Source organism: Caballeronia sp. LjRoot29, assembly GCF_964252755.1.
Taxonomy (GTDB): domain Bacteria; phylum Pseudomonadota; class Gammaproteobacteria; order Burkholderiales; family Burkholderiaceae; genus Caballeronia.
In genome coordinates this window covers 337,024-359,343 of record NZ_CAXUPU020000005.1, presented here as the reverse complement: position 1 = coordinate 359,343, position 22,320 = coordinate 337,024, and the positions used below count along the sequence as shown (strand labels likewise).

The 22,320-nt window shown below is 56.5% G+C and carries 21 protein-coding genes, 1 tRNA gene and 1 pseudogene; 16 read left to right on the top strand and 7 right to left on the bottom strand.

The window, feature by feature from the left end; all coding sequences use genetic code 11:
* Positions 1–193 precede the first annotated feature (193 nt).
* On the bottom strand, positions 194–1,090 hold the full coding sequence (locus ACSQ83_RS09150) for a hypothetical protein (protein WP_436227903.1): 897 nt from the start codon (positions 1,088–1,090) through the stop codon (positions 194–196).
* Positions 1,091–1,159: 69 nt separating this feature from the next.
* Between ACSQ83_RS09150 and ACSQ83_RS09145 the strand changes: the two genes are divergently transcribed.
* From ACSQ83_RS09145 to ACSQ83_RS09085, 13 genes are all read left to right on the top strand, one after another.
* Positions 1,160–2,590, top strand: a complete 1,431-nt coding sequence (locus tag ACSQ83_RS09145; RefSeq protein WP_436227902.1) for a hypothetical protein — start codon at positions 1,160–1,162, stop codon at positions 2,588–2,590.
* Between the two features lie 31 nt (positions 2,591–2,621).
* Positions 2,622–3,281, top strand: a complete 660-nt coding sequence (locus ACSQ83_RS09140; RefSeq protein ID WP_436227901.1) for a hypothetical protein — start codon at positions 2,622–2,624, stop codon at positions 3,279–3,281.
* Complete coding sequence (locus ACSQ83_RS09135; protein WP_436227900.1) at positions 3,278–4,414, top strand: AAA family ATPase; 1,137 nt, start codon at positions 3,278–3,280, stop codon at positions 4,412–4,414. The genes ACSQ83_RS09140 and ACSQ83_RS09135 overlap by 4 nt, the downstream gene beginning before the upstream one ends.
* Positions 4,407–5,804, top strand: coding sequence for a TniQ family protein (locus ACSQ83_RS09130; RefSeq protein WP_436227899.1), 1,398 nt, complete (start codon positions 4,407–4,409; stop codon positions 5,802–5,804). The genes ACSQ83_RS09135 and ACSQ83_RS09130 overlap by 8 nt, the downstream gene beginning before the upstream one ends.
* Positions 5,805–6,273: 469 nt before the next feature.
* Positions 6,274–6,927, top strand: a complete 654-nt coding sequence (locus tag ACSQ83_RS09125) for a hypothetical protein (RefSeq protein ID WP_436227898.1) — start codon at positions 6,274–6,276, stop codon at positions 6,925–6,927.
* Positions 6,924–8,048, top strand: coding sequence for a helix-turn-helix domain-containing protein (locus ACSQ83_RS09120; protein WP_436227897.1), 1,125 nt, complete (start codon positions 6,924–6,926; stop codon positions 8,046–8,048). The genes ACSQ83_RS09125 and ACSQ83_RS09120 overlap by 4 nt, the downstream gene beginning before the upstream one ends.
* 90 nt (positions 8,049–8,138) lie before the next feature.
* On the top strand, positions 8,139–9,857 hold the full coding sequence (locus ACSQ83_RS09115; RefSeq protein ID WP_436227896.1) for an Eco57I restriction-modification methylase domain-containing protein: 1,719 nt from the start codon (positions 8,139–8,141) through the stop codon (positions 9,855–9,857).
* Between the two features lie 2 nt (positions 9,858–9,859).
* A complete protein-coding gene (locus ACSQ83_RS09110) occupies positions 9,860–10,600 on the top strand; it encodes a PaeR7I family type II restriction endonuclease (RefSeq protein ID WP_436227895.1) in 741 nt (246 codons plus the stop codon).
* Entirely contained in the window at positions 10,560–11,120 is a 561-nt protein-coding gene (locus ACSQ83_RS09105) for an SLATT domain-containing protein (RefSeq protein ID WP_436227894.1), read from the top strand. Before ACSQ83_RS09110 ends, ACSQ83_RS09105 begins: the two co-directional genes overlap by 41 nt.
* Positions 11,120–11,893: an SMODS domain-containing nucleotidyltransferase gene (locus ACSQ83_RS09100; protein ID WP_436227893.1), complete on the top strand. Its 774-nt coding sequence runs from the start codon at positions 11,120–11,122 to the stop codon at positions 11,891–11,893. The genes ACSQ83_RS09105 and ACSQ83_RS09100 overlap by 1 nt, the downstream gene beginning before the upstream one ends.
* A 58-nt stretch (positions 11,894–11,951) precedes the next feature.
* A complete protein-coding gene (locus tag ACSQ83_RS09095) occupies positions 11,952–12,947 on the top strand; it encodes an SMEK domain-containing protein (protein WP_436227892.1) in 996 nt (331 codons plus the stop codon).
* A 698-nt stretch (positions 12,948–13,645) separates the two neighbouring features.
* The gene (locus ACSQ83_RS09090) at positions 13,646–14,308 is read left to right on the top strand and encodes a hypothetical protein (RefSeq protein ID WP_436227891.1); all 663 of its coding nucleotides are present in this window, start codon (positions 13,646–13,648) and stop codon (positions 14,306–14,308) included.
* 80 nt (positions 14,309–14,388) lie between these two features.
* Complete coding sequence (locus tag ACSQ83_RS09085; protein ID WP_436227890.1) at positions 14,389–15,693, top strand: hypothetical protein; 1,305 nt, start codon at positions 14,389–14,391, stop codon at positions 15,691–15,693.
* A 432-nt stretch (positions 15,694–16,125) separates the two neighbouring features.
* Here ACSQ83_RS09085 and ACSQ83_RS09080 read toward each other — a convergent pair.
* From ACSQ83_RS09080 to ACSQ83_RS09060, 5 genes and pseudogenes are all read right to left on the bottom strand, one after another.
* Positions 16,126–16,201: transfer RNA gene (locus ACSQ83_RS09080), tRNA-Ala, on the bottom strand.
* A 68-nt stretch (positions 16,202–16,269) separates the two neighbouring features.
* A complete protein-coding gene (locus ACSQ83_RS09075; protein WP_414967088.1) occupies positions 16,270–16,611 on the bottom strand; it encodes a c-type cytochrome in 342 nt (113 codons plus the stop codon).
* A 14-nt stretch (positions 16,612–16,625) separates the two neighbouring features.
* On the bottom strand, positions 16,626–17,435 hold the full coding sequence (locus ACSQ83_RS09070) for a BON domain-containing protein (protein WP_436227889.1): 810 nt from the start codon (positions 17,433–17,435) through the stop codon (positions 16,626–16,628).
* A gap of 20 nt (positions 17,436–17,455) precedes the next feature.
* Positions 17,456–18,043, bottom strand: coding sequence for an SIS domain-containing protein (locus tag ACSQ83_RS09065; RefSeq protein ID WP_436227888.1), 588 nt, complete (start codon positions 18,041–18,043; stop codon positions 17,456–17,458).
* A gap of 211 nt (positions 18,044–18,254) precedes the next feature.
* A pseudogene (locus tag ACSQ83_RS09060) lies at positions 18,255–18,684 on the bottom strand (YraN family protein).
* Here ACSQ83_RS09060 and rsmI point away from each other — a divergent pair.
* Positions 18,683–19,585, top strand: a complete 903-nt coding sequence (gene rsmI, locus ACSQ83_RS09055; RefSeq protein WP_436227887.1) for a 16S rRNA (cytidine(1402)-2'-O)-methyltransferase — start codon at positions 18,683–18,685, stop codon at positions 19,583–19,585. The pseudogene ACSQ83_RS09060 and the gene rsmI overlap by 2 nt on opposite strands.
* Before the next feature lie 77 nt (positions 19,586–19,662).
* On the opposite strand, the gene ACSQ83_RS09050 is transcribed toward rsmI, so the two are convergent.
* On the bottom strand, positions 19,663–20,301 hold the full coding sequence (locus ACSQ83_RS09050; RefSeq protein ID WP_414967086.1) for a septal ring lytic transglycosylase RlpA family protein: 639 nt from the start codon (positions 20,299–20,301) through the stop codon (positions 19,663–19,665).
* A gap of 685 nt (positions 20,302–20,986) precedes the next feature.
* On the opposite strand from ACSQ83_RS09050, the gene ACSQ83_RS09045 reads away from it, so the two are divergent.
* A complete protein-coding gene (locus ACSQ83_RS09045) occupies positions 20,987–21,631 on the top strand; it encodes an MBL fold metallo-hydrolase (RefSeq protein ID WP_436227886.1) in 645 nt (214 codons plus the stop codon).
* Positions 21,628–22,284 (top strand): exonuclease, encoded by a 657-nt coding sequence (locus tag ACSQ83_RS09040; RefSeq protein WP_414947575.1) that lies wholly within the window; start codon positions 21,628–21,630, stop codon positions 22,282–22,284. Before ACSQ83_RS09045 ends, ACSQ83_RS09040 begins: the two co-directional genes overlap by 4 nt.
* The last annotated feature ends 36 nt before the right edge of the window (positions 22,285–22,320 follow it).

Here is a 22,320-nt window from a genome sequence, read left to right as displayed (position 1 = left end):
CGACGTTGAGTGGGCGAAAAGAGACCGGGTCAACGGAGCTGCGTTGGGCAGAAGTCGACCCAACCCGGTCATTGCGTCGCGTTTGTTGTTGACGTCCGCTTCCAAAGGACATTGGTCATTCGATTCGGCGATATGATCGGTCGATTATCGGTCTTTGCGGTCGCTCGACGAGTCCCGCCAGATTGTCGGCCAGTTAGAGAGCCAAAATGAGCTTGCTAGTGTGGTCGGGGTCAAACCTGCCGGGACGATCCTCAGGATCGCACCACGTCCCGTAGACATCGTCCAAGAGACCATCTGAGGTCATCACCTCAAGTGGCGCGACAGTCTTCCATCCCTGTACAAATTTTCTCAATCGTAACTGATCTGAGGGGTCCCGCTTAGGAACGCCAGCAAGCTCATATGCTGTCGCCCAATCATGATCATTGATGGATCGAACTGACAGCTCCATCGACGAATGCTTGCACAACGCTGCGTCGAGGCATTCGCTATTCAATGAAGCGAGCTCTGCGATTAGTCGGCCCAACGAGGTTGCAGCCTCAACATCGAGCGCGCGTTCGCCAGCCAGTTCCGGTCCTGAGAGGGGGAAACGGTACGAGAAAAGCTCTCGGTGTTCGCGAAGCTCCTCGAGCCGTGTGCGCCATTCCTGCATTCGCCCTGGATCGAGCGAGCGCATGTAGTCGGCGGTGCGATTGAGGATGTTCTGGTGCGTCATCTTGACCGTCTTTTCACCTTGCCACACAACTTGGGGAGAGGTGAGGAGGAAGGCTCGACATGCGCTAAGAACCGCATAATAGTTGAAATATGGAACACCAAGCATTAGGTTGTGTTCGTAAGCGTATGCTGCTGAGCCAGCGAGCATATTGGCGGCGGTTGCGAACTTTATCGCTAGATAGTGACGCAGTATCCAGTGGCTATTTGCATCGACGTCGAACACCTTCGCTATCGGCGCGAAGAGCGCGCGGCGATCGGTGCAGTAAGAGTGGATCATCGCCAAATCGGCTTGGCGCGGCAGTTCCTCATAGCTATAACAATACGCCGACCCGGTTGCGTTGCGGATGTCTTCGAGAGTGGCTGTGCAGAAACTATTCATGAGCATGAGTCCGTTTCGTCGTAGTCGCACGTCTAGGAGGCGATTTCCAAATCAGCGACGATACGGTGCGTGCGTCTTGAGAAGATCGATTCCAGCATGACGCTAGTTTGGCCTTTGGACAAATTTGGCAAGCTTACACTCGCTTTCCATGTGAGGGGCACACCGACTGACGATGTACTCACCGGTATCGGTGAGCCCGCAATATCGGCCGACTTCCTCTACCAACTCATCGTTGAAAAGAAGCTTTTTTTTCCAATCCATTCTCAACGCCTCGCCGAACAGGAGCACGCGACCATCTATCGGGATGAAGCCACGTTCAAAGCGTTTTCGGCATTCCTTTCCCAAAGTCAAACCCCCAGCTCCGCGCAAAACGTGATCGTGGATCTAGACGCTGGCACCCCGTTCACCTGGGACGGGAAACCTTGGCGAGTTATCAACAACGGAGCAAGCAGGCTGTCGATCCAGGAAATCGGCGAGAACTCGTCCAATGGACTCGCTGAACTTTCTTTCGAAAACGTCATAGCCTTGGTCCGAGAAAAGCGAATCACGTTGCCTTCCAAAGAAGCCGCTAAATTGAGCACCGATGCGACCGAGCTTTTGCGCCAAGCGTCCCCTAGTCACCTTCGTGTGGCGACCTGGAAATTCGAAATCTTGCAGGGTGCCGCGTCGCCAGATAATCCGCTCGCTTCGCGGCAATCTCGCTCCGTCGCATACTGGAAAAGCAAGTATCGCCGGGCGGAGATCACGTATGGGAATGGGTTCATCGGGCTGCTGCCGCGCACGCCGGGAAATCGCAAGCCACGGGCATCTCCCGCGTCCGCGGAACTAGGACAGCAAATAATTGCAACTGACTGGGAGAACATTCGCCGCAAAGGCAGGAGCACGGCTTGGGGCAAATACACCGCACAAGCGCACGCTGCGGGCGTGCAGCCGGTAAGTTACGTCACGTTCTGCAAATGGGTTAAAAACCGACGGGATTATAAACAGCTGGCCTCTCGGATCGGCGCGAAAGCTGCCTATGAGCTTGAGCCGCAGTATCAGGAGCTGGAATACACCACTCCACGCCACGGCGTGCGCCCGTGGCACATTGCGCACATAGATCACACCCCGCTGCCCCTAAAGCTGATCCATAAAAGCTTTCACAAGGTAACTTGGACTCTTTGGCTAACTCTTTTGACGGACGCCTATTCGCGAAAGGTAGTGGCTTATTACCTCTCTTTCGACGAACCATCTTATCGATCTTGCATGATGGTTTTACGTGACTGCGTGCGCCGCCACAATCGGGTACCGCAGTCCGTTGTCTGCGATCAGGGATCTGAGTTTAATTCGGAGTATTGGGAAACACAGCTTGCTATCTGCAAAGACCGAGCGGCGTGCCGGAAAAGCAAGGGCTGGGAGCGTTATAGAGAGGATGTTCAAAACAACGTTGACACAGTTCGTTTGGACGTTGCTCGGAAGCACGCGCACGGTAGAAGAATATTTCCGGCGGGTCAGCCCTGAGGTAGACGCCACCAAACATGCAATCTGGACGATGGACGCGTTCGACACGGCGTTCCAACGCTATCTGGACGAAATCTATCATTGCAACCACCATACCGGCATCGGCATATCACCCAATGAGGCTTGGGCTTTCGGCATGTCGTCGCATGGCCACCGTTTGCATACAGTGATCCCCTACGACGCTGGATTTATCGCGCAGAGCTGCCCGCAGGCAGTTCGAGGAACTGTGAAGGTGACGCCGCAAGGGGTCAAAATAAACTACCTATGGTTTAAGTGCGATGAGTTTTCCCTTCCAGGCGTCATGGATTCTAGAGTGCCTGCGCGATACGATCCGTTCAACGCAGGCTTGGCATACGCTTTCGTAAAGGGATGCTGGCACGCCATCCATTCTGAACATTATGCAATTCTTAGCCGATTTACGGAACGCTCAATCAAGCTCGCATCGGAGCGTCTACACCTGATCGCTCGCTTATCGGGAGCGGCACTTCGAATCAACGCGGAGCGACTCGCTGCGTTTCTGCTGCAGACCGAAGCTCAGGAGTTGCTTGCGACACAAGCAATGCATGACGCTGAGGCCGCGGAGCACCGCGCCAAAATTATGCCGTCGCAAAACGCTGAGGACATGCCACTTGCTCAGACACCGCCTCGGCCTCGATCAAGTACTCCGCGTATTCTGGAGGACCTGGAATGAGCGAATACATAGATCCGCGCCTCATGGCATTTCGAAGGAAAAAGGTGAAGCACCTCAAACTGGACATGGTGCTTAAAAAATTGCTGAGCATCTGTGAAAACCCCCAGCCAGAGCGAATCATCGTATTGACCGGGCCAAGCGGCATAGGAAAGACAACGGTTGCTGAGTCTGTTGAACGGCATGTCTGGCGCTCTTTTAAGGAGAAGATCGAAGCGGAGCCGGGATTTATCCCATGTCTCACGATGAAGGCCGTCACCGCGTTAGACGGGAACTACAACTGGAAAGATGCTTTTACAAGGCAGTTGGCGGCAACCAACGAAGTTCTAATCGACAGAAAAGCCTTGAACAGGTTCGAGGCTGTAGTGGATGGCAAAGTAATGCACGCTCTTGACGGTCTTGTTAGAGAAGAGTTGAGGCGAGCCATCGAATCGATGTTCCACCACCGTCAGGTGCAAATATGGATGATCGAGGAAGCCGGCGCAATACTCTGCGTCAAGCGGGGAATGCATTTAACCACGCAATTCGAGATTATAAAATCTCTGTCTGTAGTGCTACAGATTCCGATCGTCCTCATCGGTGCCTACGACCTACTCAATATCGACGGAGGAAATGGGCAACTTCTCAGACGATGCGACTTGATACATTTCTCACGCTATGTGGCTGGCGCGAAAACTGGCGACGTCGCCGACGAGGACCATTTCCGCGATATCTTGCACGCGTTTCTAGCCGCGATCGAGATAGAAGTTGAACCGAACCTCTTGGAACGGTGTGACTATTTCATGCTGAAATCTTTGGGATGCACGGGAATTTTAAAGGACTGGTTTGATCGGTCATTGGTCGAGGCGCTTTACATGAAACGTCCATTCTTGTCCATAGATACGCTGCAGAATCAGGCTCTCCCCAACAGCTCTCTAAAAAAAATATTGAACGAAATTAAATTTGGCGAAGAGCGTCTTAGGGATATTTCGGATGACGAATTATCTAAGGAATTAGGATTGAGTTATACACCATCCATCCGCGAGAGCGACCTGCCGAAAGTAGGAGGTGTTACAGACTCGCCCAATAAAGGACGCCGTCGCCATGTCGGAAAACGCGGACCCAGTCGAGATGCAGTGGGAGGAGTACATGACTGATTTCAACTACGCGCTATGGGATGAAGAGGATCAATATTCTGAGCGCAGTTTCGTTTATTCCTTAACGCTTGCGGGCCGAGGAACGCCGCAGCAAGAGGCCTTGTTGGGGTATTTTCATCGTCTGGCGCTGGCACATCAGGTCCCGGCACGAACGTTTTTTCGTGAAGTCGTGCTTCCAGCCTCCGCGATACAGGCGGGCAAACATCTCACGAGTTTTTACAGCAAATACTCAAAAACTTGCAACGGCTATGGTAAGTATGCCTCGACGCTCTCCAGCACTCTGATGACATTGACTCGCGCCACTGGGCTGGAAGACGGCACACTCCTGGCATGGGCTCCTCTCCTTTCACCGCCTTCCGGGGCGGCGAAGTCGAGTCCGGAATGGTGTCCGAGTTGCCTTCACCATAGTCTTGAAACGGGTGGCCCGATTATCTGGCAACTTGCTTGGGCAATAGTTGGGGCCACCGATTGCAGCGTCCACCTCACACGCCTGAAAGATAGTTGTATTCGTTGCGGCTTGAAACAGCGCTTCGTGAGCGACGCAATCGCATTAGGCCGCTGCGTGCATTGCAGCGCATTTCTGGGATTTCGTGAAGGTCTTTTGGATGATGAGAAATCTGGCGCAAGAGATATATTTGCGACACGATCTATCAATGAAATGGTAATGCTCGGCGCCGACGCTAGCACCTATGCGGCGCCTGAGATCTTAGGTTATCGACTCGGGCAAGTTGCGAGCATCGTATCCGACGGCACCCTTCCCGGCCTGGCGACAGCTGTTGCATTTGACAAGGGCATTGTTTCGCGATGGGCCAGAGGCGAAGCAAAACCCGGTCTCAACTACCTCCTTGAGTTTTGCTTTCGGATCCATATAACGCCCGTAAAGCTCCTGAAGGGGGAATTCCCCGCTGTAGTGAAGACACCGCGTCAATATAAGCGACCGATGCGCCGACCGAAGGTGGCTATCACCTATCCATTCGCGACCCAGTTAGTCAGAGAAGTCGACCGCATGGTTCGAGATGATCAGACATTCGTGACCGCTAAAGCACTAGCGGCCAAATATGGCATAACGATCGGCTATTTTAAGTACTGGTTGCCCGACCAATATCAACGTCTAACAGAGCACCGTCGCCTCGTTCAAATGCGTTTGACCCGTACCAAGGCCATTCAGGAGGCATCGCTGGCCAGGGAGATCGTCCGCCAACTTGCCGAGACCAGCCATCATTTACCACAAAGAAAAATTGACGCGGCACTGTGTCTGCACAAGCTCAGTATTCTCGACCGTAACGTGCGTGAGGCGGCCCTGAATGAGCGAGATCGTATCCGTGCCGAATGGGCGGCTGAAGCAATTGGCGGAATGGCGCATGAAACTAAAAAGGATCGCTCGGGTTAGCCGATCAACTCATCGCCTGGCAGATGACATTGGCATCGGCCGGACGGGGCGCCTCGTTGTCACGCTTATTGGCGTCGCCGTGTAACCTTGCCTGCAGTTATCACGCCCACCGGCGTGCCACTGCAGGCTTTCAAACTTCGGCCTGCCGCTCGCGAGCTTCCGTTGCTTGGCCCAGCCGACATTCGTCTATCGACGCTGATAAATCCTCTCACTGCTGGTGGATTGAACTGCTGCAGACCGGCATTCGCCGAGGGCGACCGCGAACTCCTGCCCGACATGCGCACCGGCGGAAATCGCGTCAGCAAATTACATAACGCCCGCGGCGCGCTACTGCCCCAGTCGGCGGCAGAAACCGTGACGTCAACGTAGCCGTGAAAAAACTGCGAACGATCTTCAACTTCTTGTTTTTCCCCCTTATTTAAGGTATAAAAACCGGAAGTTATCGTCTGAGCGCGAAAAGGAAACAGAAGTGACACACACCCATATTGAAGCCGGAGACATCGGCAGCCGCCTGACGCAGCTCGGGCTTAACGAAGTACGACTCGCCGAGATCGTCAAGCGCGGCTACGTGGCCTTTGCTTCCTGCACGCCGAACGATCCGCCGCTTTTCCCCGGCTTCAGCGCTTGGGCAACGATGGTCCGAGGCCTGCGCGAGTACCTCCTACCCGAATGGCAGCGGTCCGACGAGAACAACTATTCGCTGGTGGTCAACTCGGCAGGCACGGTGGCGATCGCCGTCGCCACGGGCGACGACGCCACCGGGCGCGCCGACGCGCAGCCCACCACCAAGTCCTCGAAGGGTCCGAGTACTGCCGACGCGGTGAATTCGAATCAGTTGCAGCTCGACCTTGTATTTCCACCGGCGCAAGTGCCGCCGCAAGCGCGCCCGGGGCACCTGGATGTGCAGCGTATAACGTGGATTCTGCTGGTCCACCGCGCGCATGGCGAAGTCCGATGCGAACTATCGTTGCCGACGTCGATGGGCCTAGACGGTCGCGTGGATGGCTGGCAAGAGCGGATCATCCTGGGTGCGATCCCGACCGATCCGGCAATCCTGGAGATCACGCCGCCCTCGCCACCGCATCAGCCAGACATCGACGTCGATGTTAAGCGTCGAGCATGATTGAGGGCGCATTATTTAACCCGACCCGACTCACGCTGGCTCGCAAACGACGCGGGCTCACGATGACCAAGCTCGCCACAGCGATCGGCGTTGAGCCGCGCTCGGTCTCGGCCTACGAAAAGGGTGAGTTCGGTCCGGACGATGACCGCCTGAGCAAACTGTCCGAGGTCCTAGGCTTCCCAGAAGCATTCTTCTTTGGGGACGATCTGGATGAACCGACACCGGACATTGCCAGCTTCCGCGCGCTTTCAAAGATGACCGCTGGTCAGCGCGACACTGCACTCGGCACCGGTGCCATCGCCTTGATGTTGAACACTTGGATCGAAACGCGCTTCGAGCTACCGACACAAGATCTTCCCGATCTGAGCCGTGAGGATGACCCGGAAGCTGCGGCGCTTGCGCTGCGCCAGCAATGGGCTCTCGGTGAGCTGCCGGTCAAGAATATGGTCCATCTCCTCGAATCTAAAGGAGTGCGTGTCTTCTCGCTTTCGGTCGATGCTGCCGAGGTGGATGCGTTTTCAATGTGGCGACAGAGCACGCCCTTCGTGTTCCTCAACACGAAGAAGTCTGCCGAACACAGCCGCTTTGATGCCGCGCACGAGCTCGGGCATCTGGTCCTGCATCGTCACGGCTCACCGCAAGGTCGCGAGGCGGAACGCCAAGCGAACACCTTCGCCTCAGCGTTTCTGATGCCGCGATCGAGTGTGCTGGCCTATGCGCCGCGCATGGCAACCCTTGATCATCTGATCAAGCTTAAAAAATATTGGACCGTTTCGGTTGCTGCGCTGACCTATCGGCTGCACACAGTCGGTGTGCTCAGTGATTGGCACTACCAGTCACTCTACATCGAGCTATCATCGCGCGGGTATCGAAAGAGTGAGCCCGACGAAGGGCGACGCGAAGCGTCTCAGATTCTTCAGAAAGTTTTCGTGGCCCTGCGTGATGAAAGCATATCCAAAGTCGACATCGCCAGCGAACTATGCGTCCCCGTTGGGGAACTGGATCAGCTTGTGTTTGGGCTCGCACTCACAGGGCTTAACGGCGGAAGGACCGGCAAAGCAAGAATTAGCAAGCCACCACAGTTGCATATCGTGAGCTCACGTGAAAGCGTTTGCAAATGACCGATCGTTGATAGCTACCGCAACGACCGGAAGCCAGGCACAGACAAAAGCACAAGCCCGCCACAAGCACAACCGAGCACCGCTCTACATATGAACGATCTTCTCTTGCGCCAGCCTTCATTCCCCGACCTTTGCGCCCTCATATCAGCGGTGGAGGAGCTCGCACACGCCGGCGGTATTGAAGAACGCGGAGCGATCTTCACGCGCCGTGAAGTCGTCGATTTCATCCTTGACCTGGTCGGCTATACAACTGACCGGCCCTTGCACAAGTTGACGCTGCTCGAGCCTTCGTTCGGCGACGGAGACTTCCTGCTGCCCGCGATCGATCGCCTTCTGGTCGCTTGGAACGCAAGCGGCAAGACAGCGCGCCCGTTGGAAACCCTCGGCGGGTGTATCCGCGCGGTCGAACTTCACCGCAGCACATTCGTCCGCACCCATGCTGCGATCGTCGCCCGCTTGGCCGGGGGCGGCATCGCGGCGCGAACGGCGAGCGCGATTGCCGACCGCTGGCTGCTACACGGGGATTTCTTGCTGACAGCCCTGCCCGAATCCTTCGATGTGGTGGTTGGAAATCCGCCCTACGTCCGGCAGGAAATGATTCCGTCCGTGCTCCTCGCGGAGTACCGAAGCCGGTACGTCACGATGTACGACCGCGCTGACCTTTACATTCCGTTCATCGAGCGCTCATTGCTCCTACTGAAGAAAGGTGGGGCGTTAGGCTTCATTTGCGCGGATCGCTGGATGAAGAACCGCTATGGCGGTCCGCTGCGCGCCCTGGTGGCTGACGGGTATCACCTGAAGGTGCACGTTGACATGACGGATACTCCAGCGTTCCACGCTGAGGTCACTGCTTATCCGGCGATCACGGTCATCACCCGCGAGAAGGCGGGCGTCACGCGTCTTGCGCATCGGCCCGCGATTGACAGCGCGGCATTGTCTAGCCTGGCCGTCCTTCTCAATGCAAAGAAGCTGCCAAAGGAACCCGGAGCGGTACGTGAGCTCGCCGGGGTGACTGCGGGCTCGGAGCCTTGGATTCTTGAATCTTCGGACCAGCTCGCCGTTGTCCGCCGTCTGGAGCGAGACTTTCCTGTTATTGAAGACGTGGGATGCAAGGTCGGTATCGGCGTCGCAACCGGTGCGGATCAAGCGTTTATCGGCAAGCTGGATGCTCTCGACGTAGAGGACGATCGCAAAGAGCCGTTGGCGATGACGCGGGACATAATGAGTGGCACGGTGCAATGGCGTGGCTACGGTGTGGTCAATCCGTTCGCAGTCGGTGGTGGTCTGGTTGACCTTGCCGAATATCCGCGCTTGAAGCGCTACCTTGAGGCACGCAAGGAGGCAATCGCGGGTCGCCATTGTGCAAAGAAGGTCCCAGCAAATTGGTATCGCACCATTGACCGCATAACGCCATCGTTGACAAAGAGGCCAAAACTCCTCGTCCCTGATATCAAGGGTGAATCGCACATCGTCTATGAAGATGGCAAGCTCTACCCTCACCACAATCTATACTTTATAACTTCGGATGAATGGGATCTGCGCGCGCTGCAGGCTGTGCTGCTGTCTGCGATTGCGCGCCTCTTCATTGCGACGTACTCGACAAAGATGCGCGGCGGCTTCCTGCGCTTTCAGGCGCAGTACCTCCGCCGCATCCGTGTGCCGAACTGGAAAGATGTACCGGCCAGTCTTCGGCTAGAACTGAAAGAAGCTGCGAAGGTGCAAGACGTCGCTGCCTGCAATCGTGCCGCCTTCAAACTCTATGGGTTGTCCAAAGAGGAAAGATCGGCCTTAGGGGGAAATGGTGAATAAGAATGGCGCTTGATTTGGTCGACTACGAACGCAAGACACGTGAAGCCGTGATGGCGTTTTGGGGCAACAGAGAAAAGGCAAAACAAAAGCAGATTGAAGCAGGCAAGGTCGATCAGGGCGAGCGCGCTGGCGTCACTGGCGGCAAGAACATGGACGGGTTTGTCTCGCTCGTGATAGACATCATCAAAGCGAACGGCCTTGCGCACGCGAAGATTCACCAGGAGCGCGCTGTTCTAACGCGGCCCGGATACTTTCGTCCAACCAAGCTTTGGGACCTACTCGTCATGGACAAGGGAGAGCTGATTGCCGCGATCGAGCTCAAGAGTCAGGTCGGCCCCTCGTTCGGCAACAACTTCAATAACCGTACCGAAGAAGCTATTGGCACGGCCCATGATCTTTGGACAGCGTACCGCGAGGACGCCTTCGGTAAGCAACCGAAGCCTTTCGTCGGCTGGATGATGCTGGTCGAGGACGAACCGGCGTCAAGAAAACCGGTCCGAGACGCCTCTCCGCACTTCCCGGTCTTCAAGGAATTCCAGGGCGCGTCATATCTGCAACGGTACGACGTTCTTTGTCAGCGCCTCGCGAAAGAGCAGCTATACACGACTGCAGCCCTGATGACCTCTCCACGCACCGCCGCGAACACTGGTGAGTACGCATCGCTGTCCGACATGTCGAGCTTTAAGACATTCGTGACGACGCTTGCAGGCCACGCTGCTGCCCAAGCGGCACGACTGGAATAGTGCGATGAGTGCTACGCCAGATCCCCGGCCTGCAATCAAATCTGAACTCGAACGCATCGAGGAAGATTGCATTCATTCGGGCAAGGCCCATTTCAATGCCGGAGATCGCTGGGCGCGCTATCACTACTGGCTCGGCATTCCTTCGGTCGTGCTGAGCGCTCTCGCGGGCGCAGCATTCTTCAAGAGCTATAGCGACATAGCCGGGATCATGTCGGCGGTCGTCGCCATTTTGACTTCATTGATGACGTTCCTAAAACCTTCGGAGCGAGCCTCAGGACACAAGGGCAACGGCGATCAGTATCTGACTCTCCGCAACGACGTGCGCGTATTTCGCGAGATCAAGCTAATCTACGCTTGCGACGAACAGGCTGCGATCGCCGGACTGGATGAGTTCACGAAACGTCGTAACGAGCTCAATCAGGCGAGCGCGCAGTTCTCTCGAAAGGATTTTGAGATCGCCCGCGCTGGCATTGACCAGGGCGAAGCGGCGCATAGGGTCGATAAAAGGAAGGCGCGATAGTGTCAGTCATCAGTTACCTAGAAGCGCGTGCGAGCGCCGCCGTGCTATCCACCACGGAAGAGAGCTCGATCAATACATCGATCAGCACGATCAAATCGAGGCTGGCGAGCTACTTCGGCACTGGCTTGAGCGAACAATTCCGCTTCGGCTCGTCAACACGCGGAACAACCCTGCCGCGATCGATGGACGAGCACTCCGACATCGACTACATGGTCGTGTTCTCGGAGGGCGGCTATACACCGCAGACCTATTTAGACCGCCTGAAGCGGTTTGCCGAAGCCTACTATGCAAGCTCTGACATCAAGCAGTCATCGCCGAGCGTTGTGCTCCAGCTCAATCACATCAAGTTTGATCTGGTCCCTGCGCTGAAGCAGCAGTGGTCGGGATACCGAATCCCGAACGGGCCGAATGCATGGCAGGACACGAACCCCAACGACTTTAATGCGACGCTGACCGCCAAGAACATGGCAGAGCTCTACAAGATCAAACCGACAATTCGACTCGTCAAGTATTGGAATACGTACAACGGCTACATATACGATTCTTACCTCCTGGAGAAGTACATTGTCGGCCTTTCGTTCTATAGCGCCATCAATCTGCGCGACTACGTCTTCACGGTCTTCGACGGACTCTCCTTGTCGTATGACCAACCGCAATGGCGCAAGGACCAAATCGACCGGGCGAAAGACATCGTCGCCAAAGTTCGACAGTACGAGCGGGACGAAATGCCCGCATCGGCCGAAATGGAAGTCAAAAAACTGATCCCTGGGTAGCGGCGGAGTAACTATTCAAGGAACACTGCGGACGGACAAAAGGAACGAAGGAGGAGCGATGCCACTAGAGAAAGCTCGCGTCTATCAGAACGTGGTAATGAAACTTTCCGTTTTGCGCTTCATGGTCAAGACTATGAGCAAGCAGGGGAAGACCGATTTGAATCGGCAGTGCGAGTCGTTCTTCGCCACGGTACTGAACCACGTCTATGGTTACGACCTAAAGAACGTCAACAACGATTCAATGAACGAAGCGGCGATTGACCTCGCCGATGAAAGGCGCAAGCTCTGCTTTCAGGTCACGGCCACATCGGCTTCCGAGAAGATCAAGAAAACAATCGCAACATTCAACAGTCGCGAGCTTTATAAGACCTATCACCAGCTTTGGGTTCTGATGCTTGTTGACAAGAAAAACTACACTACGACTTTTGATACGGGAAAACATTTCAGCTTCGATCCCAAAACCAATATTCTTGACATCGACGACCTTCTGGCAAAAGCCGAGACCATCAGCCTCGAAGAACTGACTGCACTAAGCGCCTTCGTCGATGCGCAGTTGCCCGGCGTCTCGCGCGCGCTGGACCCGGGCAGTCTCCTGGCCGGTGCGGAGCAAGTCGATGGCAAGCCCGCGACGACTGCCGAACGCTATCTCACCGCTACGGTGGAAGAAGTGAACAGTCGCGAATGGAAGAAAGACTTCAGGACTATTTGCGAGTTGCACGACCGCCTCATTTCGTTGTCGCGAAATCAGCGCGAAGTCATCCTTTACGTGTTGCAGAATGGCGAGGAGAGCGGATTTTCTCATCGTCTCTCGATGCCAATTCAAACGCTTCATCAGCGCTTAAGAATCTCGCAGGACGAGATGCACCGGTACTTCGATGCCCTCCGCGATGCCAATGTGATGGACCTCGATGACGATGAGCATCCAAAAAAGTTCGAACTCACATGCAGCTTGGATGGCTCCGGAAATGACGCCTTTACTATGCTGAAAGATTTCCTGACGGATGAGGAGGCGACGCGTTTGATCGTCGATTGCGACTTTAGCATCCTTGATTGAAATGGTTAGATCGTTCGAAATTTGGGAATATTTGATATGAAGATCGACGAATATTTCCGCAGGTTGTCGGCGACCGGAGCTCATTGAAAGAACGTCTGCTTCGTGCCATTCCTGAACTTGGTCTCTCGTCCGAGGATGCCCAGAAGTGTCTCGCAGAGATCCCGGCCCCACTCATTGACGCGGGCTCATTCCTGGACAAGATGACAGGGCTTTGGCGCTATGAATTCGGAGTTCCATTCACGATCAACGGCTCCTACGTATGGGGTGCGCATATGTGGATCCCGGTCGATCACCTTGTCCGGGCGGTCGGAACTGCGTGGCAACGGCTACCGACTGGGAACCCGACATTCATATTCTGGTCCGGAGAGAAGAGGATCGCGAGGTCCTGTTGAGCTTGTTCAACGCTCGTCCTTCCACCCGCTTTACGTTCAAGCCGCCAGCCTAGAGGCACCGCGGATTTCTGCAGATTCGAACGAACTTATTTTTGTGGCGAAATTGATAAAAAAGGCTCCATCGGAAATATATCGGACATGTTCGCGAACTAGGTCGGTGATTTTTCAATGGAGTGGGCGACCGCTCTCGAACCAGTGACCTACAGCTTGTAGTGCGTGACCGCCACATATTCGTCACAGCACCCTCAGGTTTTGAGTCTGGCGATCATCTATATCAATGTCCCCGCCGCTTTCCGAAGAAATACAATGACAAAGAGACCACATTTGTTTGCTCGTTTTGATGCGTTCCGACATGCTGTAGATATCGCTTCACAGCTCGAGGAGTTTGCTGCCGGCGAGTACGTATCTCACGAGGACACCTACGCGAGCATTCAGAGGCTGTTCGAAGGATCGCAAAATCCTGCGGATTCTGAGTCCCCTCTAAACGGCCAAATAGGGGACGAGCTTGGCGCGATAGCCAAAGAGTGCGGCTTGGCAAGACTTGTGCGAGGCGAGAATTTAAATCCATATTTCGATGTCGCCCATGTGTTACGTGATGCGCTACGGTCAGCGGGAAATGTGGCAGTCGTGACCGGTTCCGATGCAAGATGGCTTTCCGCAATTCGCGTTGCATTGGCATACGTATCGCGTCGCGACCCTCAGAGAAGCGCAATGCAGCAGATCGCTCCAAGAGACGTTACGTTCGCTCACGCAGTCAACTTCTTCACGTCTAAGGGTATAGATCTATCGCTTGTCGGCGATGAAGTGAGTATTCCATCTTCGGACGAGTGGGAGCGTCTCGCAAATACAGCCTGGTATCCGCTAAGGTCATTGGGGGACACTCAGGCAATGGTACTTCTCGATGAGATCCTGTGCGACGATACGACCCGGTTGTCGGACGAGTGCGCCTGCATCCGGCTCCAGATTTGATGAACATAAAGATGGATCGCTTGTTACCTTGCGGGCACCTGTACCGACTGGCCCTGAGGAGCTTGGGTCGAAAACGTGCAATGGCTTCGCCGAAAGCGTCACGGTCTGCGGTGCAAACGGCGGCCACGCACTTGGCAGCCCTATATGATGTGGAACCGTTCTCAGGCTACGAGTTGATGCACGCTCCGTATTCGCACCGTATGCTGGAAGTGCTGGTGGACATCGAGCGTTACGACGAACTGTTTTCTGTGCCGCAGTGTCGGCACGATGTCATGCACACGTTGCTGCACGACTTGTTCAGCGAGTTCCCAAATGAAAATGAGACAGCAGGCTGGTCGCTTCCCGATGCTCTGATTTTTTGGGAGCTGTTGGTTGGTATGTCAAAAGAGAACGCACAGTCGACGTTTGTCAAGATTGACGTGTTTAACGCCGCCCTTCAGCGACGCGTCGGATCGCAGGCTGCACAGGCATTGATTTCTGCGTTTGTGTTGACTAAGCCGAATTCGACATTTCAACTGCCTGCAGATGCACATAGCGCCGACACGCGAGAGTGCGCCATCGCAACCGCTTCCGAGACCCGGTTTTGGATCGCCCCTCGACCATTCTTGGGACCGGCCTTCCTTTCGCGACTTCTGTCTAAATTGTCTGAGTTCGACGTGGATGTTAGTGGTCGCGTTGGCAAATCATTTGAGCTTCGGATGGTTGCACGCATGGAGGGCCTAGGTATTTCCTGCCGACGCGGTGACTTGGGAAGGAAGGGTGCGAAGTCCGGGGACTCAGATCTCATCATAGAGACCGACGCCGTCATCTTGTTGTGTGAATTCAAGAAAAAGGCACTGACGAGGCTAGCCAATTCCGGTAACGACCTACAGTTGACCGCCGACCTAGCTCGTGGTCTTGTGACGGGCGTTAATCAACTGGCCAAACAAGAGATTGAGCTTCGAAAAACTGAAAAGCTTAGGTTCACAGATGGGTCGGAATTGACCCGAAATGACCGCCGCATCGTAAAGATAGTGATATCTCTCTCCGATCATGGAGGACTTCATGATGCTTCAATGGTCCGGCACACGCTTCGAGTTCTTCAAGGCGCTAGCCTTACTCCTAGGATGGCCATTTCAGCTGAGCAGAGCGAGCTTATGGCTGAGGTGAACCTGATCTTAGGCACGCTCGGAAGGCGCTCGGTGGAGTTCTCCGAGATCGTCGATGCGAACAAGGAAGGTGATCTGTTTGATGGTCTTCTTTTTCACAATATTTTTTTCATCGAACAACTGCTCCTGCGCGAGCGCACTGCTGAGAAGTTCATCAGCGCACTCTTGTTGGGCATGCGAGTGGTAACTGGTACGCGAGACCCGTTCTTTGACTACGAGCAATTTCGACCTGTCTGACCTTGGCTCATGGGAGCGAGGGGCGCCGTAGTACATCTCCTGTAGGAGCAATGCCGCAGGGCACTTGGCATAGGCTGGCGTTCTTCGCCTTGAAATGATCGAAGTGAAGCGCACGAACCTTAACTGACAGTTCCTTTGAGTAAGGAAGCGTCATTCTCAAACTCGACAAAGACAATCGCGACGTCTCGAAGATGCCTACTCAGGGGCGCGCCTGAGCTACAAGCCTACTAACTCCGCACTCGCAAATGACAAAACCGGCTTATAGCCGGTTTTGCGGTGGAAGCACACCTCGCAAGTTCTCTGAAGCAACCGCCCTGCCAGCCCGCGAAAGCACATAAACCTAGCGATTGCATCGTCTGCATTAACTTAGACGTTGCATCTACTGCAACCGAATGATTCAAGTCGCACACGTCATTTACTGCGAATTAACCGTGGTGGAGAGGAGGAGGATCGAACTCCCGACCTTCGCATTGCGAACGCGACGCTCTCCCAGCTGAGCTACCCCCCCATCGTGTCTTGATTCTAGCACAGCCTTAAGACCGTCTGACAAGGCCCCAAGGCCACCTGCGGCGCACTTTATTTCGAGGGCGCGCCCGCGAGAATCCAGCCAACAACTGTCTTGATATCGGCCCCGCTCATGGTCCGATGCGACGGCATGGGCAAGACGCCCCACACGCCACTCCCGCCCTCCCTGACCTTGGTTTCAAGCCGCGCCTGCGCCTGCGCGTCGCCCTTATACTTCGCGGCGATCTGCTGGAACGATGGCCCAACCAGCTTGCGGTCCACCGCGTGACATCCCATGCAGGCATTCTGGCGAGCGATGTTCATGGCATCGGCGGGGGAAAAAGCAGCGGGTGCGTCGGCCGCGAACGCATCCTGGCCGGCCACGGCGGCGATCATCACCGTGAAGACGGTCATGCGAAACCACCGCTTCATTTCGCGGCGGGTGCAGGATTACCCGGATGCACAGCGGAGTTCACAACCGGCGCGGGCGACTGCCCATCGAGCGGCTTTGAACTTACCGACGAATCCGGTACCGCGCCGACAGTCGGATTGTCACTGTCGATAGGCGTTACCACCGGCGCGCTCGCGCCCGACGCGGCCGCGGCCGACAACGCCTGCGCATCTTCCGGCTTGATGTACTGAAATACCTTGACCACCTGTGCAACGCCCGGAACCTGCGCCGCCACATTCGCGCCCGCAGCGCCTTCGTCACGCGTGACAAGGCCCATCAGATACACCGTGTCGCGCTCGCAAACCACCTTATAGAAGTTCGCTCGCATGTCTTTCTCACCGACCATCGCACCCTTCACGCGGCTCTCGAGATAAGCATCGTTAGTCCGCGATGACAGCGAACTCGCGCCTTGGACAGCGAGCTCGTTCACAATGCTGTTCACATTGTTGATGCCGCGCACGACCTCTTCGGCCTTCTGCTTCCATTGATCGCTCGGCACTTCGCCGGTCAACAACACACGCCGGTTAAACACGGTCACGCTGACGTGCGCCTGGTCAGGCAAGGATTCACCGATACGCGACTTCGCCTTCACCTGGATCTCGCGGTCCTCGGTTTGCGCGCCGAGCGTGCGGCGATCCGTGGCGACGAGCGTGCCGCCGCCCACTGCGCCGCCCATGGCGCCAATAACCACAAGCGGGCAACCTTGCAGGGTCAGCGCAACGCCTGACAACAGGCTCGCCAGCAACGTGGCCCTGGCTAGCGTCGACCTGACGCGTGTCGTTTTCATCAACTCGTTCCCCTTAAGAATCATTCGTCGCCCAGCAGCATCGCGTCGATGCCGTCGCACAGACAGTGAATGGTTAGCAGATGGACTTCCTGGATTCGTGCCGGCCGTTCGGACGGCACGCAGATATGGATGTCGGTATCGGCGAGCACTTCGCTGATCACGCCGCCGCCCGCACCGGTCAACGCAATCACGAACATCTCGCGCTCATGCGCGGCCTGAATAGCCGAGAGGAGGTTGACCGAGTTACCCGACGTCGAGATCACGACCAGGACGTCGCCGGCCTGCCCAAGCGAGCGGATCTGTTTCGAATAGATCTCTTCGAACGCCGAGTTATTGCCAATGCCCGTGAGCGTCAGGACATTCGCGTCCAGCGCAATGGCCGGCAAACCAGGCCGCTCGCGCTCGAAATGTCCGACCAGCGCAGATGCAAGCCTCTGTGAATTTGCCGCCGATCCACCGTTGCCGCACGTCAGGATTCGCGAGCCGTTGGCGAGCGCGCCGAACAGCACGTCAATGGCCGCAGCGATGGGGAAAGCAAGCGTGTCGAGTGCTTCGCGATGGACTGCCGCGTTTTCGCGGAAATGTTGCTGGATACGTTCGACGGACATCGACTCTCGGTTATCGGCCGCGCCATGCGCGGTAGTTCATTGACGGACTACTTCGATCATTTACTTCTATGGTGCTTCACCACTTGGCGCAGCGGCTGAACATAAGACCATTGCGACCATGAAGATAGCTAAGACCTTGATCAAACACGGCATGCAAGCTCCGCGCAGTTTACCGCACTCGCTGTCCGCGTCACCTAAGATAAGGCCGTTTTCACGACGTATCGACGCGAAAAGCATCGCGTAGCCAAACGATATTGCCCGCGTCGAACGCGATTACATCGAAGCGGCACACGGGTAACGGTCCGCGCCACGTCATCAGATAATGCTCGCGCCGCGAGCACCAGCCGCCGCTGTTTATGCGCACCGATACTTGCCGCCGCTGCGGCGAACTGACGGCTGCGACGCGCGCGTACCTCCACGAATACAAGTGCCCGCTGACTGCCGATCTCACGCATCACGAGATCAATTTCGCCGCCGCGACAGGTGAAGTTGCGGGCGACAAAACGCAGTCGCTGCCGTTGCAGATATTCAAGTGCGCGTTGCTCGAATGCGCTTCCGATCGTTTTCGACATGCCGTTCCCCAAAAAGTTGTTTCTCATCGCATGGCACAATGACGTTCCCCGCATGCCACCCGCCCTCATGACTCCACTCTCCGAATTGGCCCTTGGCCAGCAGTTTCCGACTGGCGCGCTCTACATAGTCGCGACGCCGATCGGCAACGTTGCGGACATCACGGTCCGCGCGCTGCACGTGCTCGGACTCGTGGACCGCGTGGCTGCCGAGGACACGCGGAACACGTCGCAACTCCTGTCGCGCTACGGCATTTCGAAGCCGACTATCGCGGTACACGAGCACAACGAGCGCAGCGCGGCCGAGAACGTGATCGCGCATCTGCGCAATGGCGAGCGCATTGCGTGCGTGTCCGACGCAGGCACGCCAGGCATTTCCGACCCCGGTGCAAAGCTGGTCGATGCCGTGCGCGAAGCCGGCTTTCCCGTTATTCCCTTGCCGGGCGCGAGCGCCCTCACCACCGCGCTCAGCGTAGCCGGCGCATGGGTTCACACGTTTTCGTTCATCGGTTTTCTTGCCACTAAACCGAAGCAGCGCGACACGCAACTGCAGTCGCTGCTCACGCACACGCAAGCGCTGGTGTTCTACGAAGCGCCGCACAGGATTGTGGAAACGGTGCAGGCGCTTGAGCGCGCGTTCGGTGGCGAGCGGCAATTGCTGATTGCTCGTGAGCTGACCAAGTTACATGAGAGCATCCATCGATGCACCCTGGCCGAAGGGCCAACGTGGCTCTCCGGCGATGCAAACCGGCAACGCGGCGAGTTCGTTCTTGTAGTGGAAGGCGCGCCGCAAAAGGAGGCTGCGGACGACGCTCATGATGCGTTGCTCGCGACGTTGCTTGCGGAGTTATCGGTGAGCAGTGCGGCAAGACTGGCGGCTACGCTGACGGGTGCATCGCGCAATGCGCTTTATACAAGAGCGCTGGCGATGGATAAGGCGCGCGGAGAACCGGACGCAAATGAGGACGAGTGAGCCTGGCATCGCGCCGGGCAATAAAAAGCGGGCCGTCGAAACGGCCCGCTTTTCTTATGCAGACAAGTTGACGATGATCAGTCGACCGAGTTGTTAGACGCCAGCGATTGATCTCGCGCCGCCGCCCGCGCTTCCTGTTGCGTCAAGCCTTCGATCTTGACCTTGCCTACACCCGCGCCGCGCATGCCCAGTACCGCAGCGGCTGCATAGGAAAGATCGATCACCCGGCCGCGTGCGTACGGGCCGCGGTCGTTGATCTTGACGACGACGGTTTTTTGATTCGCTTCATTGGTCACACGAACCCACGAAGCAAGCGGCAATGTGCGATGCGCTGCCGTGAGCGCGTGCATGTCGTAGCGCTCGCCGCTGGCCGTCTTGCGACCGTGAAAGCCGCGGCCATACCAGGAGGCGCGACCTTGCTGCTCGAAGTCACTGACATCGGGTCCGGACGTGATCGGCTGCGCGTTGGCAAGCGAGGATGTGCCGGACGAATTGCTGGCCGACGAAGGCAATGCATTCAGCTGGGAGTCGTAAGCGAGCGGTGCTGCGAGACGCGTCGAGCCTCGGCCCGGGTTCGCGGCGTTGTTTGCGGTGGTCAGCTGCGAGCCGGTTTTCAGCGCGCTGGCCTGATCGCCGCCACTAGGCGGCATGGCGCAACCCGTCAGGATTGCAAAGACCAAAAGACTCCCGAAATGCCGGGTTAGTCGTAAATTCATAGACGTGTGATCAACGGTTAGAGCCGCCTCACCATCCGACAAAACGCGGACGTGCGTAGGCAGCTCAAGGCTTTTCCGCGCAAACGCATACACCGCTCGAAAAGTCGAACGGCGAGCTAGTGCTCGGGTGCGGCGTACCTCGCCGCAAATGCCCGGTTAGTTTTCACGTCTGGCGCAACCTGTCCCCGGCAGCCTGACCAGACCCCACATGCCGCCATCGAACGTGGATCACACATTCTTGCGCGCTCAACTGCGCAGGAACGGCGGCGTAGGCCCCATCCAGCGTAACGGCAGCTAAGGCCGTTGGCAGGCGCATCGCACCTGGCTGGACAAGACGTGTACATCGGTTAAACCGATGCTTGATTGCGATTTCGAAGCGTTTTGGCTCCGAATTGCGTACTTGATGACAATTGTAAAAACGCGCTACTCGTGTTTCTCATTGCCCATTGATGGCATGTTCATACCACGCACAACTGGCCGGATTATACCCAAACACGTAGCCCGACCGTCCGCAGATGAACAAAATGTTACTTATTTTCTCGGATGGCGTAAAAATTGCAGATTTTGCCTGTTTTTTAGGCACACTCGATCGTTCGGCTAACGCTCGGCGGGCTGCCGCAGCCCGGGTTTTCGCCCGTTACAATGGACGTTTTTACACGTCCCGCCATCTCCCGGTTAACGAGCCATGAACGTCACCCTTATTCCAGTGACACCATTCCAGCAAAATTGTTCGATCGTCGTGTGCGAGACAACGCGTCGTGCCGTCGTGGTCGACCCAGGCGGTGAAGTCGAGCGGATCATCAGCGCGATCGGACAACTCGAGGTGACCGTCGACAAGGTGCTGCTCACGCACGGGCATCTGGATCATTGCGGCGGAGCAAAGGCGCTCGCCGATCACTACGGCGTCGAGATCCACGGACCGCACGCCGAAGACGCTTTCTGGATCGGCCAGTTACCAGCCCAGAGCAAACGCTTCGGTTTTGGCGACGCACAGGCGTTCACGCCCGACCGATGGCTGCAAGATGGTGACTCGGTTCAGTTCGGCGATGAAACCATGGAGGTCTATCACTGTCCCGGACATACACCGGGCCACGTGATCTTCTTCAGCCGCGTGAATCGCGTGGCGCTGGTTGGCGACGTATTGTTCGCAGGCTCGATCGGCCGCACGGATTTTCCACGTGGCAATCAGCTGGACCTTGTGCGCTCCGTCCGAGAAAAGCTTTGGCCGCTGGGCGATGATGTCACGTTCGTACCAGGGCACGGTCCCACCTCCACGTTCGGACATGAACGCCGCACCAACCCGTTTGTCGCCGACCGGATAAGCACATGAGCACCGCCATCGCCATTCCTGAAATCTACGTCAGTACAGACGTTGAAGCTGACGGACCCATCCCGGGCCCGCACTCGATGCTGAGTTTTGCGTCGGCGGCCTACACGGAACACAAGGAACTAATCAGCACGTTTTCAGCCAATCTCGAAACGCTGGAGGGCGCGGCGCCACATCCGGTTCAGGCCGCCTGGTGGAAAACCCAGCCCGAGGCATGGGCCGCATGCCGGACCGACCTCCAACAGCCGCTGACGGCCCTGCGCGCGTATGTGGAATGGGTCGAGGCTTTGCCCGGCAAACCGGTGTTCGTCGCGTATCCAGCGGGTTTCGACTTCACTTATATGTTCTGGTACATGATGCGATTCGCTGAACGCTGCCCGTTCTCGTGGTCCGCGCTCGACATAAAGACACTCGCGTTCGCGCTGACCGATCTGCCGTATCGGAAGGCGATCAAGCCGCGTTTGCCGAAACACTGGTTCGATGAACTCCCGCACACGCACGTCGCGCTCGACGACGCCGTGGAACAAGGCGCCCTTTTCTGCAATATGCTGGCCGAATTGCGGACTCAGCGGGCGCTGCTGGCGTCATTAAAAGCGGCTGGCGAAACGCCGGGTAATACTGACATCGAAGGACAAAACGCGCAGTCTGGGCGTTGAGTTAGGCAATATTGCTCACACTGGGCGTTTGACATT